This is a genomic window from Streptomyces sp. 5-10, from assembly GCF_014712245.1.
GTDB lineage: Bacteria > Actinomycetota > Actinomycetes > Streptomycetales > Streptomycetaceae > Streptomyces > Streptomyces violaceusniger.
Map to the genome: position 1 here is coordinate 21,330 of NZ_JACVYG010000079.1, position 18,402 is coordinate 39,731.

Annotated in this window: 17 protein-coding genes; 7 read left to right on the forward strand and 10 right to left on the reverse strand. The window is 70.6% G+C overall.

Annotated features, from left to right (window positions below):
- Positions 1-276 precede the first annotated feature (276 nt).
- Positions 277-1,626, forward strand: coding sequence for a 4-aminobutyrate--2-oxoglutarate transaminase (gene gabT, locus IEJ02_RS44530; protein WP_191070008.1), 1,350 nt, complete (start codon positions 277-279; stop codon positions 1,624-1,626).
- Positions 1,627-1,728: 102 nt separating this feature from the next.
- Positions 1,729-2,607: a phosphatase PAP2 family protein gene (locus IEJ02_RS44535; RefSeq protein WP_191070009.1), complete on the forward strand. Its 879-nt coding sequence runs from the start codon at positions 1,729-1,731 to the stop codon at positions 2,605-2,607.
- A gap of 148 nt (positions 2,608-2,755) precedes the next feature.
- Here IEJ02_RS44535 and IEJ02_RS44540 read toward each other — a convergent pair whose 3' ends face one another.
- The 7 genes from IEJ02_RS44540 to IEJ02_RS44570 all read right to left on the reverse strand — a co-directional run bounded on the left by IEJ02_RS44540 (position 2,756) and on the right by IEJ02_RS44570 (position 10,692).
- On the reverse strand, positions 2,756-4,201 hold the full coding sequence (locus IEJ02_RS44540) for an NAD(P)/FAD-dependent oxidoreductase (RefSeq protein ID WP_223865451.1): 1,446 nt from the start codon (positions 4,199-4,201) through the stop codon (positions 2,756-2,758).
- A gap of 5 nt (positions 4,202-4,206) precedes the next feature.
- Positions 4,207-5,004 (reverse strand): ABC transporter permease, encoded by a 798-nt coding sequence (locus IEJ02_RS44545; protein ID WP_037948688.1) that lies wholly within the window; start codon positions 5,002-5,004, stop codon positions 4,207-4,209.
- Positions 5,001-5,939, reverse strand: coding sequence for an ABC transporter permease (locus IEJ02_RS44550; protein ID WP_191070010.1), 939 nt, complete (start codon positions 5,937-5,939; stop codon positions 5,001-5,003). The genes IEJ02_RS44545 and IEJ02_RS44550 overlap by 4 nt, the downstream gene beginning before the upstream one ends.
- The gene (locus IEJ02_RS44555; protein WP_191070011.1) at positions 5,936-7,087 is read right to left on the reverse strand and encodes an ABC transporter ATP-binding protein; all 1,152 of its coding nucleotides are present in this window, start codon (positions 7,085-7,087) and stop codon (positions 5,936-5,938) included. Before IEJ02_RS44555 ends, IEJ02_RS44550 begins: the two co-directional genes overlap by 4 nt.
- 21 nt (positions 7,088-7,108) lie before the next feature.
- Positions 7,109-8,356, reverse strand: coding sequence for a polyamine ABC transporter substrate-binding protein (locus IEJ02_RS44560; protein ID WP_191070012.1), 1,248 nt, complete (start codon positions 8,354-8,356; stop codon positions 7,109-7,111).
- A gap of 80 nt (positions 8,357-8,436) precedes the next feature.
- On the reverse strand, positions 8,437-9,957 hold the full coding sequence (locus IEJ02_RS44565; RefSeq protein ID WP_191070013.1) for a gamma-aminobutyraldehyde dehydrogenase: 1,521 nt from the start codon (positions 9,955-9,957) through the stop codon (positions 8,437-8,439).
- Positions 9,958-10,257: 300 nt separating this feature from the next.
- Positions 10,258-10,692, reverse strand: a complete 435-nt coding sequence (locus IEJ02_RS44570) for a DUF4190 domain-containing protein (RefSeq protein WP_191070014.1) — start codon at positions 10,690-10,692, stop codon at positions 10,258-10,260.
- 115 nt (positions 10,693-10,807) lie between these two features.
- On the opposite strand from IEJ02_RS44570, the gene ybiA reads away from it, so the two are divergent.
- Positions 10,808-11,464 (forward strand): riboflavin biosynthesis intermediates N-glycosidase, encoded by a 657-nt coding sequence (gene ybiA / locus IEJ02_RS44575; RefSeq protein ID WP_137979784.1) that lies wholly within the window; start codon positions 10,808-10,810, stop codon positions 11,462-11,464.
- Here ybiA and IEJ02_RS44580 read toward each other — a convergent pair.
- The gene (locus tag IEJ02_RS44580; RefSeq protein ID WP_191070015.1) at positions 11,404-12,525 is read right to left on the reverse strand and encodes a DUF4190 domain-containing protein; all 1,122 of its coding nucleotides are present in this window, start codon (positions 12,523-12,525) and stop codon (positions 11,404-11,406) included. The genes ybiA and IEJ02_RS44580 overlap by 61 nt on opposite strands.
- A 111-nt stretch (positions 12,526-12,636) precedes the next feature.
- On the opposite strand from IEJ02_RS44580, the gene IEJ02_RS44585 reads away from it, so the two are divergent.
- Positions 12,637-13,659: an adenosine deaminase gene (locus IEJ02_RS44585; RefSeq protein WP_191070016.1), complete on the forward strand. Its 1,023-nt coding sequence runs from the start codon at positions 12,637-12,639 to the stop codon at positions 13,657-13,659.
- On the forward strand, positions 13,656-14,363 hold the full coding sequence (locus IEJ02_RS44590) for a glycerophosphodiester phosphodiesterase (RefSeq protein WP_191070017.1): 708 nt from the start codon (positions 13,656-13,658) through the stop codon (positions 14,361-14,363). The genes IEJ02_RS44585 and IEJ02_RS44590 overlap by 4 nt, the downstream gene beginning before the upstream one ends.
- An 84-nt stretch (positions 14,364-14,447) precedes the next feature.
- Here the strand turns inward: IEJ02_RS44590 and IEJ02_RS44595 are convergent, their stop codons facing one another.
- On the reverse strand, positions 14,448-15,944 hold the full coding sequence (locus IEJ02_RS44595) for a gamma-aminobutyraldehyde dehydrogenase (protein ID WP_191070018.1): 1,497 nt from the start codon (positions 15,942-15,944) through the stop codon (positions 14,448-14,450).
- Between the two features lie 178 nt (positions 15,945-16,122).
- Here IEJ02_RS44595 and IEJ02_RS44600 point away from each other — a divergent pair, with 178 nt between their 5' ends.
- Together IEJ02_RS44600 and IEJ02_RS44605 are read left to right on the forward strand one after the other, a co-directional pair.
- Positions 16,123-16,596: an Lrp/AsnC family transcriptional regulator gene (locus IEJ02_RS44600; protein WP_020868121.1), complete on the forward strand. Its 474-nt coding sequence runs from the start codon at positions 16,123-16,125 to the stop codon at positions 16,594-16,596.
- A 2-nt stretch (positions 16,597-16,598) separates the two neighbouring features.
- Positions 16,599-17,960 carry an aspartate aminotransferase family protein gene (locus IEJ02_RS44605; RefSeq protein WP_191070019.1) on the forward strand — a complete coding sequence of 454 codons (1,362 nt, stop codon included), beginning with the start codon at positions 16,599-16,601 and terminating at the stop codon, positions 17,958-17,960.
- Between the two features lie 119 nt (positions 17,961-18,079).
- Here the strand turns inward: IEJ02_RS44605 and IEJ02_RS44610 are convergent.
- A partial coding sequence (locus IEJ02_RS44610; protein ID WP_191070020.1) for a helix-turn-helix domain-containing protein occupies positions 18,080-18,402 on the reverse strand: 323 nt, incomplete at its 5' end.

Here is an 18,402-nt window from a genome sequence, read left to right on the forward strand (position 1 = left end):
CCCCCTGACCGGCTGTTCCTCGGCTTTCGCGCCACCGCTCAATCTAGTGTTCCCGCGCGGGGAGTTCAGCGACCCCGGCGGGCCCGTCTCACTCGTGGGCACTCGTGGGCACTCGTGGGCACTAGTGAGCACTCGTGGGATCCGTAAGGCCGCCGTCGGGCTATGGCCGCCGCGGACAAGGAAACCCGCGCAGTGCTCCCGAACGGAACATGCCCCATCCCTCGTCACGCCCATAGCCTGCGAGTAAAACCCCTGTTCTTCCCCCTGGAGCCCGTCATGACCGAACTGTCCGGAGGCCCTGCCCTCCCCCAGGAGCGTCGCGTCGTCACCGCCATTCCCGGCCCGAAGTCGCAGGAGCTGCTCGCCCGTAAGAACGCGGCGGTCGCCGGCGGGGTGGGGAGTGTGCTGCCGGTCTTCACCGTGCGCGCGGGCGGCGGTGTGATCGAGGACGTGGACGGCAACTCGCTGATCGACTTCGGTTCCGGTATCGCCGTGACCTCCGTCGGCTCCTCCGCGGAGGCCGTCGTGCGCCGGGCGTCCGCGCAGCTGGCGGACTTCACGCACACCTGTTTCATGGTCACGCCGTACGAGGGCTATGTGGAGGTCTGCGAGGAGCTGGCCCGGCTCACGCCCGGCGACCACGCCAAGAAGTCGGCGCTGTTCAACTCTGGCGCCGAGGCGGTGGAGAACGCGGTGAAGATCGCCCGCTCGTACACCAAGCGCCAGGCGGTCGTCGTCTTCGACCACGGCTACCACGGCCGGACCAACCTCACCATGGCGCTCACCGCCAAGAACATGCCGTACAAGCACGGCTTCGGCCCCTTCGCGCCCGAGGTCTACCGCGTTCCGCTCGCCTACCCCTACCGCTGGCTGACCGGCCCGGAGAACTGCGCCGAGGAGGCCGCGGCCCAGGCCATCGACATGATCAGCAAGCAGATCGGGGCCGAGAACGTGGCCGCGATCATCATCGAGCCGGTCCTCGGCGAGGGCGGCTTCATCGAGCCCGCCAAGGGCTTCCTGCCCAGGATCGCGGAGTTCGCCAAGTCCAATGGCATCGTCTTCGTCGCGGACGAGATCCAGTCCGGCTTCTGCCGCACCGGCCAGTGGTTCGCCTGTGAGGACGAGGGCATCGTCCCGGACCTGATCACCACCGCCAAGGGCATCGCGGGCGGTCTGCCGCTGGCCGCCGTCACCGGCCGCGCGGAGATCATGGACGCGGCGCACTCCGGCGGCCTCGGCGGCACCTACGGCGGAAACCCGGTGGCGTGCGCGGCGGCGCTCGGCGCGATCGAGACGATGCGCGAGCTGGACCTCAACGCCAGGGCCAAGCGCATCGAGGAGGTCATGAAGGGCCGCCTCGCCGCGATGCGGGAGAAGTACGACATCATCGGCGACCTCCGCGGCCGCGGCGCCATGATCGCCATCGAACTCGTGAAGTCCGGCACCAAGGACCCCAACCCCGAGGCCACGGCCGCCGTCGCCAAGGCGTGCCACTCGGCCGGGCTGCTCGTGCTGACCTGCGGGACCTACGGCAATGTGCTGCGCTTCCTGCCGCCGCTGGTGATCGGCGAAGACCTTCTGAACGAGGGTCTCGACATCCTCGAGAGCGCCTTCGCCGAGCTGTGACTGTGAGTGAGCGATGAGTGGCGTGAAGAAGATGTGCGGGGCCGATGACAGGTGGGTGATCGGTCTGTCGGGCGGGGCTTCGCTGCCGTACGGTCATTGCAGATGAGAGAAACACCCCGCTCGCAGGGGACTGCGGGCGATGCCGAGCCGGTGCTTCCCCAGCCCCGACCCGGCTGTGCCCTCGCGCACACCACTGGAGCCTCCGGCTCCGGATCTCCTCACCGATCGGACGTCCGCCCGCCCCAAACCCCCCGGGGCGCGCGGCACACCGATCGCCACGGCGGCCCCGGAACCACCCCCCCTGTTCCGGGGCCGCCGACTGTTCACTCCCCCTCCGCGCCACGGGCGCCCTTTCTCGCGCTCGTCACGCCCCTCGTACTGATCGCGCTGCTCGCGCTGCTGGCGCTGTGCACCTGGCAGATCGCCGCCCACGGCCCCCTGCGCACCTACGACGAACGGCTCGGCCGCGCGATCGCCGGCTCGGCGCTCCCCTCCCCCGTCGCCGAGTTCCTCGCCGACCTCGGCAATACGGCGGTGGCGGTCCCCGTCCTCGCCGTCACCCTCGGCTGGGCGGCGTGGTGCGCCCGGCGCGCGGGAGCGCCGCGCTGGTGGCTGCCGCCGCTGGCCGCCGCGGTGGCGATGGCGGCGGTTCCGGCGCTGGTGGTTCCGTTCAAGGCGCTGATCGACCGCCCCGGCCCGCCCGGGCCGCTGGCGGGCGAGACCGGGTTCTTCCCCTCCGGCCATGCCGCGACGGCGGCCGTCGCCTACGGCGCGGCGGCGCTGCTCCTCCACCCCCTCCTGCGCCCGCGGCTGCGGCGGCCCCTCCTGGTGGCCGTCGCCGTGCTGAACCTGGCCGTGGCCGCCGGGCTGGTCCGGCGCGGCTACCACTGGCCGCTGGACACCGTCGCGAGCTGGTGTCTGTCCGGCCTACTGCTGTGGGCGGTGCTCAAGGTCAGCCGTTTGAGCCACAACGGCCCGTAAAATCTCAAGCTCCCACAAACCGCGGCCACCCCAGGCCGCGCCGAGCGACCCGGGGTGACCACGGCGCGCCGAACGACCCGGGGTGACCACGGCGCGCCGAACGGCCCGGGGTGGCCACGGCGCGCCGAACGGCCCGGGGCTCGGCCCCTCAGCTGTCGAACCCCAGCCCCACCTTGTCCATCGCCTTCAGCCACAGATTGCGGCGCCCGCCGTTCTCGTCGGCCCGGGTCATGGCCCACTGCGTGATGCCGATGCCCGCCCACCGCACCGGCTCCGGCGGGAAGGGCAGCGGCTTGCTGCGGACCATCTCCAGGCTGGTGCGCTCGGTGCGCTCACCGGCGAGCAGGTCGAGCATCACCTCGGCGCCGAACCGGGTCGCCCCGACGCCCAGGCCCGTATAGCCGAGCGCGTACGCCACCCTCCCGCCGTGCGCGCTGCCGAAGAAGGCGGAGAAGCGCGAGCAGGTGTCGATGGCGCCGCCCCAGGCGTGGCTGAAACGCACGCCCTCCAGCTGCGGGAAGCAGCGGAGGAAGTGCTGGGCGAGGGTGCGGTAGGTGGCCGGGTGGTGGTCGTATTCGGCGCGCACCCGGCCGCCGTAGCGGTAGATGATGTCGTAGCCGCCCCACAGGATGCGCTGGTCGGCGGTGAGCCGGAAGTAGTGGAAGTGGTTGGCGGTGTCGCTGAGCCCCTGCCTGCCCCGCCAGCCGAGCGCGTCGAGCTGCTCCTGGTTGAGCGGCTCGGTCATCAGCGCGTGGTCGTAGACGGGGGCGATGTACGGGCGGACGCGGCGCACCAGCGCGGGGAAGGCGTTGGTGGCGAGCGCCACCTGGCGGGCGCGCACCCGGCCGTACGGGGTGCGGACGGCCATCCCCGCCCCGGCGCTCGCCAGCCGCTCGGCCGGGGTGTGTTCGTAGATCCGTACGCCCAGCTCGGCGCAGGCCCGCGCCAGGCCCCAGACGAGCTTGGCGGGGTGCAGCATGGCCACGCCGCGGCGGTCCCACAGCCCGGCCAGGAAGGTGGGCGAGTCGACCTCGGCGCGCACCGCGTCGCGGTCGAGGAACTCCTGCTCGCCGACGCCGAGTTCGGCCGCCATCCGGGCGGTCTCGCGCAACTCCGCCACCTGGTACGGCTCGGTGGCCACGTCGATCTCGCCGATGCGTTCGAAGTCGCAGTCGATGCCGTAGCGCTCGACGGCGGACTCGATGGCGTCGAGGTTGCGATGGCCGAGCCGCTCGAGTTCGGCCAGCTCATCGGGCCAGCGGGCGGCGCCGTTGCCGAGCCCGTGGGTGAGGGAGGCGGCGCAGAAACCGCCGTTGCGCCCGGAGGCCGCCCAGCCGATCTCCTGGCCCTCGACCAGGACCACCTCGCGGTCGGGGTCGCGCTCCTTGGCGATCAGGGCGGTCCACAGCCCGCTGTAGCCGCCGCCGACGACGAGCAGATCGCACCGCTCCTCCCCGACGAGTGCGGGGCGGGGGCGGGGCCTGTCGGGGTCGTCCAGCCAGTACGGCCGGTACGCGGCCCCGGCCAGGGCCTCCAGTGCGGACGGGGTGGGGGCGTCGCCCCCGGACGAGCGGGTCATGGCGTCCGTGGCCATGGTTCTCAGCTCCTCTTGCGGCGGGCGCCGGCCAGTTGGCCGACGAGAACGCACAACACCGCGACCGCGAACATCGCCGTTCCGATCACATTGATCTGCACGGGCGTGCCGCGCTGTGCGGATCCCCAGACGAACATGGGGAAGGTCACGGTCGAGCCGGCGTTGAAGTTGGTGATGATGAAGTCGTCGAAGGAGAGCGCGAAGGACAGCAGCGCGCCCGCGGCGATGCCGGGCGCGGCGATCGGCAGGGTGACGCGCAGGAAGGTCTGCGCCGGGGAGGCGTAGAGGTCCTGGGCGGCCTGTTCCAGCCGGGGGTCCATGGACATCACCCGCGCCTTGACGGCCGTCACCACGAAGCTCAGGCAGAACATGATGTGGGCGATGAGGATCGTCCAGAAGCCGAAGTCCACGCCCATGTTGAGGAAGAGGGTGGCCAGCGAGGCGGCCATGACGACCTCGGGCATCGCCATCGGCAGGAAGATCAGGCTGTTGACCGCGGGGCGGGCCCGGAAGCGGTACCGGGCCAGCGCGAAGGAGATCATCGTGCCGAGGACGGTCGCGCCGATCGTCGCCCATACCGCGATCTTCAGGCTGAGCGAGAGCGAGCCGCACAGGTCGGCGACGCCGCACGGATCGGTCCAGGCGTCGGTGGAGAACCGCTGCCATTCGTAGTTGAACCGGCCGTTGGGCTTGTTGAAGGAGAAGACCAGGACGACGACGTTGGGCAGGATCAGATACGCGAGGGTGCCGAGCCCCGCGATGACCACCAGGTTCCGTCGTATCCAGCGCGTCAGGGCCGTCACACCAGGTCCTCCGTCCCGGACTTGCGGATGTAGACGGTGACCATCGTGAGGATGGCCGCCATGAGGATGAAGGACAGCGCCGCCGCCGTCGGATAGTCCAGCACCCGCAGGAACTGCGACTGGATGACGTTGCCGATCATCTTCTGGTCGGTGGAGCCCAGCAGTTCGGCGTTGATGTAGTCGCCCGCGGCGGGGATGAACGTGAGCAGCGTGCCCGCCACGACACCCGGCATGGACAGCGGGAAGGTCACCCTCCGGAAGGTGGTGAGGGGGCGGGCGTAGAGGTCTCCGGCGGCCTCGTGCAGCCGGGGGTCGATGCGCTCCAGGGAGGTGTAGAGCGGAAGGATCATGAAGGGCAGGAAGTTGTACGTCAGCCCGCAGACCACCGCGAGCGGGGTGGCCAGCACCCGCTGCCCCTCGGTGATCCCCAGATAGCTGGTGACGTCCAGGAGGTGCAGCGAGTTGAGCGCGCCGACCACCGGGCCGCTGTCGGACAGGATGGTCTTCCAGGCGAGGGTGCGGATGAGGAAGCTGGTGAAGAACGGCGCGATCACCAGGATCATCACCAGATTGCGCCAGCGGCCCGCCCGGAAGGCGATGAGGTAGGCGAGCGGATAGCCGAGCAGCAGGCACAGCACGGTGGCGGTGGCGGCGTAGAGCACCGAGCGCAGGAAGTGCGGGTAGTACTCGGTGAGCGCGTCCCAGTAGGTCTGGACGTGCCAGGTGACCTTGAAGCCCTCTTCGAGGGAGCCGGTCTGGACGGAGGTCGACGCCTGGTAGATCAGCGGCGCGGCGAAGAAGACCAGCAGCCAGAGGATGCCGGGGAGCAGCAGCCAGTAGGGCACCAGGCGCTTGCGGACGGCGGGCTTGACCAGGGGCGGCTTCCGCACGGGCCCGGCGTCCGCCGGGGCTTCAGAGGTGGCCGTAGCGCTCATGGGGCCTCCTCGTCCAGCTCCGTACCGGCGTCGATGTCCTGGGCCGCGTCGAGGCCGAAGGTGTGGACGGGGTTCCAGTGCAGGACGACCTCGGCGCCGGGGACGAGCCGGGCGTCGCGCTCGATGTTCTGCTCGTAGACGGTGATCTCGGGGCAGTCCGGGGTGGTGATGAGGTACTGCGTGGAGACGCCGATGAAGCTGGAGTCGACGATCCGCCCGGTGATCCGGTTGCGCCCTTCGGGGACGGTCCCGGCGTCCTCGGCATGGGCCAGGGTGATCTTCTCGGGACGCACCCCCACCAGCAGTTTCCCACCCGTGCGAACGGGGGCGCTACATCGGTCGGCGGGCAGGGCGAGCCTGCCGCCGGCGGCGGTGAGGACGAGGTCGCCGCCGCTCTTGTCGGTGATCTCGGCCTCGATGAGGTTGGAGGTGCCGAGGAAGTTGGCGACGAAGGTGGTGCCGGGGTTCTCGTAGAGCTCGGCGGGGGCTCCGCGCTGCTCGACCCGGCCGCCATTCATCACCGCGACCGTGTCGGCCATGGTCATGGCCTCCTCCTGGTCGTGGGTGACATGGATGAAGGTGATGCCGACCTCGGTCTGGATGCGCTTGAGCTCCAGCTGCATCTGACGGCGCAGCTTGAGGTCGAGCGCGCCCAGGGGCTCGTCGAGCAGCAGCACCCGGGGGTGGTTGATCAGGGCGCGGGCGACGGCGACGCGCTGCTGCTGGCCGCCGGAGAGCTGCTGCGGTTTGCGGCGGGCGAAGTCACCGAGCTGGACCAGCTCCAGCATCTCCTCGACCTGCTTCTTCACCGATTTGACGCCGCGCCGGCGCAGCCCGAAGGCGACGTTCTCGAAGATGTCGAGGTGCGGGAAGAGGGCGTAGCTCTGGAAGACGGTGTTCACGGGCCGCTTGTGGGGCGGGAGGGCGGTGATGTCCTCACCGGCCAGCTGGACGGTCCCGGTGGTGGGGTCCTCCAGGCCCGCGATCATGCGCAGGGTGGTGGTCTTGCCGCAGCCGGAGGCGCCGAGCAGGGCGAAGAAGGAGCCGGCGGGTATGTGCAGATCGAGCGGGTGGACGGCGGTGAAGGACCCGTAGGTCTTGCTGATCCGGTCGAGCCGGACGTCGCCGCCGGAGGTGGGCTGGGTCATGGCGGTGCGCTTCCTCGCTTGTCAGGCGCCGGTGAGCTTGGCGAACTTGTCCTCGAATGCCGCCTCTTCCGTGCTGGAGAGCGAGCGGAAGGAGTGGGACTTGGCGGCCATCTCCTCGTCCGGGAGGATCAGCGGATTGTCCGCCAGCGCCTTGTCGATCTTCGCGAGCTCCTCGCGCACCCCGTCGACCGGGCAGACGTAGTTGATGTACGCGGCGATCTTCGCGGCGACCTTGGGCTCGTAGAAGTAGTCGATGAGCCGTTCGGCGTTCCTCTTGTGGCGCGCCTTGTTGGGGACCAGGAGGTTGTCGGTGGCCGTCATATAGCCGGCGTCGGGGATGGCGAACTGGATCTCGGGGTTGTCCGACTGGAGCTGGATCAGGTCCCCGGCCCAGGCCATACAGGCGGCGATGTCGCCCTTGGTGAGGTCGCCGGTGTAGTCGTTTCCGGTGAAGCGGCGCACCTGGCCCCGGTCGGACGCCTTCTGGAGGCGGGCGATCGCGGCGTCGTAGTCGTCGGCGGTGACCCTCTCGGGCTTCTTGCCCATGTCCAGGAGGGTCAGCCCGACGGTGTCGCGCATCTCGGTCAGCAGCCCGACCCGGCCCTTGAGCTTGGGGTCCTCCAGCAGTTGGGAGACCGAGGTGACCTTACGGCCGCCGGTGGCCTTCTTGTTGTACGCGATGACGGCGGGGATGCCGGTCCACGGGTAGGAGTGGGCCCGGCCCGGATCCCAGTCCGGGGCGCGAAAAGGTTTCGCCAGATTGGTGTAGGCATGGGGCAGTTGGGCGGGGTCCAGCGGCTGCATCCAGCCGAGCCGGATCATCCGGGCGGCCAGCCAGTCGGTGACGCAGATGAGGTCGCGGCCGGTGTCCTGGCCCGCCGCGAGCTGCGGCTTGATCTTGCCGAAGAACTCGACGTTGTCGTTGATGTCCTCGGTGTACTTGACCTTGATGCCGGTGCGGCGCTGGAACGCGTCCAGGGTCGGATGGCGGCCGCCCTTGCCGACGTCCATGTACTCGGTCCAGTTGGAGAAGGCGATCCGCTTCTCCTCCGCGGAGTGGTCGTCGGAGGCGTTGTCCGCCTCGGTGCGGCCCGCGGGCGGGATACCGCAGCCACCGAGCGCCCCGAGCCCGCCGATGGCGATCGCCCCGGCGCCTCCCGCACGCAGCAGGGAGCGGCGGGTGAGCGCCATACGGCCGCTGGTCATGGACCGCCGCATCGCGGCGATCTGCGGTGGGGACAGGCTCTCGGGCTCGTGCCGTGCTTCCATAAGCTGTGCCTTTCGAGGGTGTCGGCCGGTGGCGGCCGGCCGAGGCCACGCGGAGGTGGCCGCACATTCAGGTCCGTCGGTCAGGTCTGTCGGTCCCCGAAGACCGTGCGGTGCCAGTCCTTGCGGACCACCGCGGTGTTGTCGGACATCACATGCTTGACCTGCGTGTACTCCTCGAAGGAGTACGCCGACATGTCCTTGCCGAAGCCGGATGCCCGCACCCCGCCGTGCGGCATCTCGCTGATGATCGGGATGTGGTCGTTGATCCAGACGCAGCCGGCCCGGATCTCGCGGGCGGCGCGGCCCGTACGGTAGACATCGCGACTCCAGGCGGAGGCGGCGAGACCGTAAGGGGTGTCGTTGGCGAGCGCGATGCCCTCGTCGTCGCTGTCGAACGGGAGGACGACCAGGACCGGGCCGAAGATCTCGGACTGGACGACCTCGCTGTCCTGGGGCGCGCCGGTGATGAGCGTGGGCCGGTAGTAGGCGCCCTTGGCGAGGTCGCCGCCCGGTGCCTCACCGCCGGTGACGACGGTGGCGTAGCCACGGGCCCGCTCCACGAAGCCCGCCACGCGGTCGCGCTGGGCGTGGGAGATCAGCGGGCCGAGGTCGGTGTGCGGATCGAAGGGGTCGCCGAGCCTCACGGTCTCCATGAGGTCGGCGACGGCGGCGACGAACGCGTCGTACAGCGGGCGCTGCACATAAGCGCGGGTGGCCGCGGTGCAGTCCTGTCCGGTGTTGATCAGCGCGCCCGCGACGGCGCCGTGCGCGGCGGCCTCCAGGTCCGCGTCGTCGAAGACGACGAAGGGCGCCTTGCCGCCGAGTTCGAGATGGATCCGCTTGACGGTGGCGGTGGCGAGTTCCGCGACCCGCTTGCCGACCGCCGTGGAGCCGGTGAAGGAGGTCATCGCCACGCCGGGGTGGGACACCAGGTGCTCGCCCGCCTCCCGGCCGGTGCCGCTCACCACGTTGACGACACCGTCCGGGAGGCCCGCCTCCGTGGCCGCCTGGGCGAACATCAACGAGGTCAGGGGCGTCAGCTCGGCGGGCTTCAGCACGATGGTGTTGCCCGCGGCGATGGCCGGGAGGACCTTCCACGCCGCCATCTGGAGGGGGTAGTTCCAGGGGGCGATGGAGCCGATGACGCCAATGGGCTCGCGGCGGACGTACGAGGTGTGGTCGCCGCTGTACTCGCCGGCGGCCTTGCCCTCCAGGTGGCGGGCGGCGCCCGCGAAGAAGGCGGTGTTGTCGATGGAGCCGGGCACATCGAACTCGGTGCTGAGCTTGATGGGCTTGCCGCACTGCAGCGACTCGGCGTGGGCGAGGTCGTCCGCCCGCTCGGTGAGCGCCGCGGCGAAGCGGTGCATCGCGTCGGACCGCTCGCCGGGGGTGGCGCCCGCCCACTCGGGGAAGGCGGCCTCGGCGGCGGCCACGGCGGCGTCGACATCGGCCGCACCGGCGAGCCGGTAGCTGAACACCCGCTCGCCGGTGGCCGGGTCGACGACCGCGTGCGTGCCCTCGGAGCCGCCCTCGCGCGGACGGCCCGCGATGTACTGGGCACCGTCGGCGAATCGCTCCGTCACGTCGAACCGCTGATCCATCGCGCTCTCCTCCGCCGATGCGCCCATAGGGCACGGCGTAGCTCCAACCGGAATTGATGGCCGATCCTGACAGAGGACCTGCGCTTCAACAAGGGATTCCGTTGTTGCTTTTTGGTTTCGCGACGGATTCAGTGATCAGAGTGGCTTCGGCGTCACCGTTTCCGAGCCGGATCGCGGTCCGGACCGACGGAATGGACAGCCGGTCCGGACGGCTGCTCCAGAGGCGGTTGGGGACGGCGGTGGGGGTGCCGGTCCGGAGTCCGGTTGGGGACGCCGGTGGGGGTGCCGTCCGGACGCCGTCTAGAAGACGGAGTCGACGGCGGCGTCCAGCGCGGCGAGGTAGATCGCCGGGAGCACCATGCCGATGATGCCGCAGACCAGACCGGCGGTGGCCGAGCCCCCGTTGTTCGCCTCGCCCCGGCTGACCTTCCCCTTGCCGATGGCGCCGAAGATGATCGCCAGGATGCCGAGGATGACCGCGAAGACCCACAGGAAGTAGGTGATCCCGCAGACCAGACCGACGATGCCGCAGACCAGCGCGGCCGTGCCCGTGCCGTTGCTCAGCTGCATCGGCATCCCGGCCACCCCCGGGTAGACGGGCGGCGCGGCGGGGTAGCCGGCCCCGGGGTACTGCGGCGGCTGGGCCGGGGGCTGCGCCGGCGGCGGGGGCGCGGCGTAGGGATTGGCCTGTGGGTCGTACGGTCCCTGCTCTGGGCCGGGTGTGTTGCTGGACATCGTCGGTCTCCCCTCCTGGTTGACGTCCGGCAATGTTATGGGCAGGACTCATCCCTGGACAGCTCAATTGCCCAGGTCGGCGGGGCTGTCGGTGGCGGGTGCGAGAATCCTGGGCATGAAGACGAACGGGGTGGGGGATTCGGTTTCGGCGGAAGGGAGTCCCCCGGTTTCGGCGGACGGGGGTCCTCGGTCGGTCGAGGAGCTGGTCGAGCGGGCGGCGCGCGGTGAGCGCCTGAAGTACGTGTGGTTCTGGGGGCATCGGCCCAGGCCGGACGGAAGCGTGGGTCCGGGGTGTTTCAGCCAGTGGTGGCCGTCGCCGTTCACCGTGGACGGGATCACCTATGCGACGGCCGAGCACTGGATGATGGCGGGCAAGGCGCGGCTGTTCGAGGACGCGGAGGCGGAGCGCCGCGCGCTCGGCGCCTCCCACCCCCAGCAGGCCAAGAACGCGGGCCGCGCGGTGCGCGGCTTCGACGAGGAGACCTGGCGGCGCCATCGCTTCGGGCTCGTGGTCGAGGGCAGTGTGCACAAGTTCGGCCACCACCCCGAGCTGCGCGACTATCTGCTGGGCACCGGGTCGCGGGTGCTGGTGGAGGCCAGCCCGGTGGACCGGGTGTGGGGCATCGGGCTCGCGGCGGACGACGAGCGGGCGGCGGACCCGGCCCGCTGGCGCGGGCTCAATCTGCTGGGGTTCGCGCTGATGGAGGCGCGTCAGCGGCTGATATCGGCGAGCGGGGGCGGGGGCGCCGCGGGGGCCGAGACGCTGGCATAGCCCGAGTCGTCATCGCTGCCCGAGCCATCGTCCCCGGCGGCTATGTAGACGAAGATCATGACGACGCTCGCCACCACCGCGATCACCCCGAGGATCACCCCGGCCAGCGCCGAGCCGCCGTTGGTCGCCTCGCCACTCGCCGCCCTGGAGCGGCCGAGCACCCCGAAGATGATCGCGAGCACACCGAGGATGATGCCGAGCGCGATGCTCACGAAGAGCACCAGGCCGATGATGCCGAGCACCAGGGCGGCCGTGCCGTGGCCGTTGTTCGGCACATACGTCCCGCCCGGCCAGCCCTGGCCGTACGCCCCTCCGGGGTAGCCGGAGCCGGGGTAGCCGGAGCCGGGGTGTCCCGTGCCGGGGTAGGCGGTGCCCGGGTAAGTGCCCGGGTAGCCGTAGCCGGGATGGCCCTGGCCCTGCGCCCCGCCGTACGGGGACTGCTCGTACGGTGCCTGCTGCCCGTACCCGGGCTGGGCGTATCCGCTCTGGCCATATCCGTTCGGCTGGCCGTATCCGTTCGGCTGGGCGTATCCGCTCTGGCCGTATCCGTCCGGCCTGCCGTATCCGTTCGGCGCGTAACCCGCGGGGCCGTACGGTCCGGCCGGGTAGGCGCTGGGTGTGCCCGGGCCGGTCGGCGCGGGCGGCGGAGGGGGCACCGCGCCCGGCGGGGTCACCGGGCCCCGGGGCCGCGCGGCGCTCGGCGGGGGCGGAGGAGGAGGCGGGGGCGTCGGGCCCGGCATGGCGGGGTGGGAGGTGAGGGTCGGCTGATCGGCCAACCTGGGCCGGGGAGCGGGGGCCGCCGGGGGCCGGGGCGCGGGTATCTCCCGCTCGCCCACGCCCACCGCGTTGTCCGCCACGCCGGTCTCGGCCGCACCGTTGTCCGCCACGCCGGTCTCGACCGCACCGCTGTCCGCCGCGCCCGTCTCCCCAGCCGCCTTGTCCATCGCGACCCGCTGCGCCGGTGGAGCCCAGGGGTCGCGATCGAGCGGCTCGGGCTGCCTCGGCAGTCCGGATCGCCGCTGCTCATCCCGCGGCTCGGACGGGTCGTGCTGGTCGGCCATGGAGCTCCCCACAAAGACGTCCGCCCATGCTACGGCCTGTGGCGAGCCCGTCGGCGCCACACAATACGATGACCGGATCCCGCCGTCGGCGGGCGTCTCCCGGAGGTTTTGTTGACCGATCTGACCACCTTCATCGCCGGGCTGCCCAAGGCGGAGCTCCATGTGCACCACGTGGGGTCCGCCTCGCCGCGCATCGTGGCCGAACTGGCCGCCCGCCACCCCGACTCCAAGGTGCCCACCGATCCCGAGGCCCTCGCCGAGTACTTCGTCTTCCGGGACTTCGCGCACTTCATCGAGATCTACCTCTCCGTGGTGGACCTGATCCGCGACGCCGAGGACGTCCGGCTGCTGACCTTCGAGATCGCCCGCGACATGGCCCGGCAGAACATCCGCTACGCCGAGCTGACCGTCACGCCCTACAGCTCGACCCGGCGCGGCATCCCGGACACCGCCTTCGTCGAGGCGATCGAGGACGCCCGTAAGGCCGCCGAGTCGGAGTTCGGCACCGTGCTGCGCTGGTGCTTCGACATCCCCGGCGAGGCCGGTCTCGAGGCCGCCGAGGAGACCACCCGGATCGCCTGTGAGCTGAACCCCGAGGGGCTGGTCGGCTTCGGTCTGGGCGGTCCGGAGATAGGGGTGCCGCGCCCCCAGTTCAAGCCGTACTTCGACCGGGCCATCGCCGCCGGGCTGCGCAGCGTGCCGCACGCGGGCGAGACCACCGGGCCGCAGACGATCTGGGACGCCCTCATCGAGCTGCGGGCGGAGCGCATCGGCCATGGCACCAGCGCCGTCCAGGACCCGAAGCTGCTCGCCCATCTCGCGGAGCACCGCATTCCGTTGGAGGTCTGCCCGACCTCCAACATCGCCACCCGCGCCGTCGCCACGCTCGGTGAGCACCCCCTGAAGCAGATGGTCGAGGCCGGGGTGTTCGTCACGATCAACAGCGACGACCCGCCGATGTTCGGCACCGACCTCAACACCGAGTACCAGGTCGCGGCCCAGCTGCTGGATCTGGACGCGGCGGGCGTCGCGGCCCTCGCCAAGAACGCGGTCGAGGCCTCCTTCCTGGACGCCGAGGGCAAGGCGCGGCTCGCGGCGGAGATCGACGCCTACACGGTGGTCGCGGGCCGATGAGACCGGCAGGGGCGGGATGCGTCCCGGTCGGCCACCGCGGCGACCCGTATGTGTGCCGTGAGAACACCCTGCCCTCGATCCGCTCCGCGGTGCGCGCGGGGGCGGGCGCGGTCGAGGTCGACGTACGGCTGACCCGGGACGGTGTGCCGGTGCTGCTCCACGACGCCACGCTGAAGCGGCTGTGGGGCCAGGACCGGCCGCTGTCCGGGCTGACCGCCGACGACGTGCGGCGGCTGACCGGCGGGGGCGTGCCGACCCTGCGCGAAGCCCTCGCGTGCGCCGGCTCCACCCGGCTGCTGATCGACCTGCCGGACGCGTCGGCCGCGCCCGCCACCGTCGCCCAGGTGCGCGAGAGCGGGGCGGGCGACCGGGTGTACTACTGCGGCGCCCTGGCGGCCCTGCACGCCGTGCGCCGCGCGGACCCGGACGCCGAGATCGCGCTGACCTGGACCACACTGGCCCCGCCGGGTCCGGCGCTGCTGGCCGCGCTGCGCCCCCGGTGGCTCAACTACCGCTTCGGGCTGGTCTCCCGGGAGCTGGTCGCCCGCCATCACGCCGACGGGCTGCTGGTCTCCGCCTGGACCGCCGACACCCGCCGGTCGATGTCCCGGCTGCTGCGGGCGGGCGTCGACGCGATCACGACCAACCGCGTCGCCGCCCTGGCGGCCCTGGTCCGGATGTCCCCCCTCGGTCATGACAGGTGACCCTGCCGACAGGTGCCCCTGCCATGACCAAGTGACGAGCCCGACGCGGGAATCGGCCCCGCATCAGCCCAGCGACGTCATGACTCAGCCCAGCGACGTCATGACGTGCTTGATGCGGGTGTAGTCCTCGAAGCCGTACGCGGACAGATCCTTGCCGTAGCCGGACTTCTTGAAGCCGCCGTGCGGCATCTCGGCCACCAGCGGGATGTGGGTGTTGATCCAGACGCAGCCGAAGTCCAGCGCCTTGGACATCCGCATCGCGCGGGCGTGGTCCTTGGTCCACACCGAGGAGGCCAGCGCGTACTCCACGCCGTTGGCGTAGGAGATGGCCTGCTCCTCGTCCGAGAAGGTCTGCACGGTGATGACCGGGCCGAAGACCTCGTTCTGGATGATCTCGTCGTCCTGCTTGAGGCCGGAGACCACGGTGGGCGCGTAGAAGAAGCCCTTGTCGCCAACCCGGTGGCCGCCCGCCTCGACCTTGGCGTGCGCGGGGAGCCNAACCCGGTGGCCGCCCGCCTCGACCTTGGCGTGCGCGGGGAGCCGGTCGATGAAGCCGGTGACCTGGGCCAGCTGGTTGGCGTTGTTCAACGGGCCGTACAGCACGTCCTCGTCGTCGGGCGCGCCGGTCTTGGTCTCGGCGGCGGCCTTGGCGAGCGCGCTCACGAACTCGTCGTGGATCGACTCGTGGACCAGCACCCGGGTGGCGGCCGTACAGTCCTGGCCCGCGTTGAAGAAGCCCGCGACCGAGATGTCCTCGACCGCCTTGGGGATGTCGGTGTCCTCGAAGACCACGACGGGGGCCTTGCCGCCGAGCTCCAGGTGCACCCGCTTGACGTCCTTGGAGGCGCTCTCGGCGACCTGCTTGCCGGCCCGCACCGAACCGGTGATGGACGCCATGGCGGGCACGGAGTGCTCGACCATCAGCCGGCCGGTCTCGCGGTCGCCGCAGATCACGTTGAAGACGCCCTGCGGATGGCCCAGCTCCGCCAGCACCCCGCCGATGATCTCGGCGATCAGCACGGTGGAGGCGGGCGTGGTGTCCGAGGGCTTGATGACGACCGTATTGCCCGCCGCCAGCGCCGGGGCGAACTTCCATACGGCCATCATCATCGGGTAGTTCCACGGTGCGACCTGGGCGCACACCCCGACCGGCTCCCGCCGGATGATCGAGGTGAGCCCCTCCATGTACTCACCGGCCGAGCGGCCCTCCAGCATCCGGGCCGCGCCCGCGAAGAAGCGGATCTGGTCGATCATCGGCGGGATCTCCTCGTCCCGCGTGAGACCGAGCGGCTTGCCGGTGTTCTCGGACTCGGTGGCGATCAGCTCCTCCGCCCGCGCCTCGAAGGCGTCGGCGATCTTGAGCAGGGCCTTCTGCCGCTCGCCGGGCACCAGGTCGCGCCAGGCCGGGAAGGCGGCCTCGGCGGCGGCCATCGCCGCGTCCACATCCGCGGCGCCCGAAAGCGGCGCGGTGGCGTAGGGCTCGCCCGTGGCCGGGTTGACCACCTCCGTGGTCCGCCCGTCCGCGGCGTCCCGGAACTCTCCGTCGATGTAGTTGCGCAGACGACGCAGTTCGGTGGTCACGTGCCACCCCTCCTGTCAGCTGTCCGATGGGTGAGACACCCACAGTAGTCGCCGGTGCTGCGTTTTCAACATACCCGCCACACCAGAACGACGGAATCAGTGTTTTCGAGGTCTGTTAACGACGAAATTCATCGAAGAAGGGTTGCGACACGGGCGAGGCTCGTGCACAGTGAGGGTCGTGGCCACACCTGACAAGAACGGCACGCCGACCCTCGACTCCGTGTCCCTGGCGATCATCGAGCAGCTCCAGGAGGACGGTCGCCGGCCGTACGCCGCCATCGGAAAGGCCGTCGGGCTCTCCGAGGCCGCCGTACGGCAGCGTGTGCAGAAGCTGCTCGACCAGGGCGTGATGCAAATCGTCGCCGTCACCGATCCTCTCACCGTGGGGTTCCGGCGGCAGGCGATGGTCGGCATCAATGTCGAGGGCGATCTCGACCCGGTCGCGGACGCGCTGACCGCCATGGACGAGGTCGAGTACGTGGTCGTCACCGCGGGCTCCTTCGATCTCCTGATCGAAATCGTCTGCGAGGACGACGACCACCTCCTCGAAATGATCAACAAGCGGATCCGCACGCTGCCCGGTGTGCGCTCCACCGAGAGCTTCGTCTACCTCAAGCTCCGGAAGCAGACCTATACCTGGGGAACGAGATAGCAATGAGCGCCGACCTCTCCAAGACGGCGTACGACCACCTGTGGATGCACTTCACCCGCATGTCGTCGTACGAGAACTCCCCCGTGCCGACGATCGTGCGCGGTGAGGGCACGTACATCTACGACGACAAGGGCAAACGGTACATCGACGGCCTGGCCGGCCTGTTCGTGGTCAACGCGGGCCACGGCCGGGTCGAGCTGGCGGAGACGGCCTACAAGCAGGCCCAGGAGCTCGCCTTCTTCCCGGTGTGGAGCTACGCCCACCCCAAGGCCGTCGAGCTCGCCGAGCGGCTCGCGGGCTACGCGCCCGGCGACCTGAACAAGGTCTTCTTCACCACCGGCGGCGGCGAGGCCGTCGAGACCGCGTGGAAGCTGGCCAAGCAGTACTTCAAGCTGACCGGCAAGCCCACCAAGCACAAGGTCATATCCCGGGCCGTGGCCTACCACGGCACCCCGCAGGGCGCCCTGTCGATCACCGGTCTGCCGGGGCTCAAGGCCCCCTTCGAACCGCTGGTCCCCGGCGCCCACAAGGTCCCCAACACCAACATCTACCGCGCCCCGATCTTCGGCGACGACCCCGAGGCGTTCGGCCGCTGGGCCGCCGACCAGATCGAGCAGCAGATCCTCTTCGAGGGCCCGGACACCGTGGCCGCGGTCTTCCTGGAGCCGGTGCAGAACGCGGGCGGCTGCTTCCCGCCACCGCCCGGATACTTCCAGCGGGTCCGCGAGATCTGCGACCGCCATGACGTGCTGCTCGTCTCGGACGAGGTCATCTGCGCCTTCGGGCGGCTGGGCACGATGTTCGCCTGCGACAAGTTCGGCTACGTCCCGGACATGATCACCTGCGCCAAGGGGATGACCTCCGGCTACTCCCCGATCGGCGCGTGCATCGTCTCCGACCGGCTCGCCGAGCCGTTCTACGAGGGCGACAACACCTTCCTGCACGGCTACACCTTCGGCGGCCATCCGGTCTCGTCCGCCGTGGCCCTGGCCAACCTCGACATCTTCGAGCGCGAGGGACTCAACCAGCATGTGCTGGACAACGAGGCCGCGTTCCGCTCCACCCTGGAGCGGCTGCACGATCTGCCGATCGTCGGCGATGTCCGGGGGAATGGTTTCTTCTACGGCATCGAGCTGGTGAAGGACAAGGCCACTAAGGAGTCCTTCGACGAGGAGGAGACCGAGCGGATCCTCTACGGCTTCCTCTCCAAGGCGCTGTTCGAGAACGGCCTGTACTGCCGCGCCGACGACCGCGGCGACCCGGTCGTCCAGCTGGCCCCGCCGCTGATCGCCGACCAGGCGGTCTTCGACGAGATCGAGCAGGTGCTGCGGACGGTTCTGACGGAGGCGTGGACCAAGCTCTGAGCTGACATCGGCAGCTCGAGCCCGGCAGCTGAAGCCCAGCGGCCCAAGCCCGGCGGCCCAAGCCCGGCAGGGCAGCTGAAGCCCGGCGGCTCAAGCCCGGCAGCTGAAGTCCTCTTGTTTCACGCCCACTTGAGGGCGAACCACAGCTCCATACGGACGTCCGCGTCGCCCAGGTCCACATCCAGCAGGGCCCCGGCGCGGGCGATCCGCTGACGGACCGTATTGCGGTGGATCTCCAGCGCCACCGCCGTACGGTCCCAGCTGCCGTGCAGCGACAGCCACACCCGCAGCGTCTCCAGCAGCGCCGGTGTGCCCTCGAGCGGCGCGAGCAGGGCCCGGCCATGCGCCCCCGCCTCGGCCGGGTCCACCAGCGAGCCGACCCCGCCGGCGCGGGCCGGGCCGCCCCGCACCAGCGGCACCCGTTCGGCGACGGCCCGCCGCA

Excerpts from the sequence above, each read along its gene's own strand:
- IEJ02_RS44605 (WP_191070019.1), top strand. The coding sequence starts at position 16,599 with ATGAGCGCCGACCTCTCCAAGACGGCGTACGACCACCTGTGGATGCAC.
- gabT (WP_191070008.1), top strand. The coding sequence starts at position 277 with ATGACCGAACTGTCCGGAGGCCCTGCCCTCCCCCAGGAGCGTCGCGTC.
- IEJ02_RS44580 (WP_191070015.1), bottom strand. The coding sequence starts at position 12,525 with ATGGCCGACCAGCACGACCCGTCCGAGCCGCGGGATGAGCAGCGGCGA.
- IEJ02_RS44590 (WP_191070017.1), top strand. The coding sequence starts at position 13,656 with ATGAGACCGGCAGGGGCGGGATGCGTCCCGGTCGGCCACCGCGGCGAC.
- IEJ02_RS44570 (WP_191070014.1), bottom strand. The coding sequence starts at position 10,692 with ATGTCCAGCAACACACCCGGCCCAGAGCAGGGACCGTACGACCCACAG.
- IEJ02_RS44540 (WP_223865451.1), bottom strand. The coding sequence starts at position 4,201 with ATGGCCACGGACGCCATGACCCGCTCGTCCGGGGGCGACGCCCCCACC.
- ybiA (WP_137979784.1), top strand. The coding sequence starts at position 10,808 with ATGAAGACGAACGGGGTGGGGGATTCGGTTTCGGCGGAAGGGAGTCCC.
- IEJ02_RS44550 (WP_191070010.1), bottom strand. The coding sequence starts at position 5,939 with ATGAGCGCTACGGCCACCTCTGAAGCCCCGGCGGACGCCGGGCCCGTG.
- IEJ02_RS44565 (WP_191070013.1), bottom strand. The coding sequence starts at position 9,957 with ATGGATCAGCGGTTCGACGTGACGGAGCGATTCGCCGACGGTGCCCAG.
- IEJ02_RS44560 (WP_191070012.1), bottom strand. The coding sequence starts at position 8,356 with ATGGAAGCACGGCACGAGCCCGAGAGCCTGTCCCCACCGCAGATCGCC.
- IEJ02_RS44535 (WP_191070009.1), top strand. The coding sequence starts at position 1,729 with ATGAGAGAAACACCCCGCTCGCAGGGGACTGCGGGCGATGCCGAGCCG.
- IEJ02_RS44555 (WP_191070011.1), bottom strand. The coding sequence starts at position 7,087 with ATGACCCAGCCCACCTCCGGCGGCGACGTCCGGCTCGACCGGATCAGC.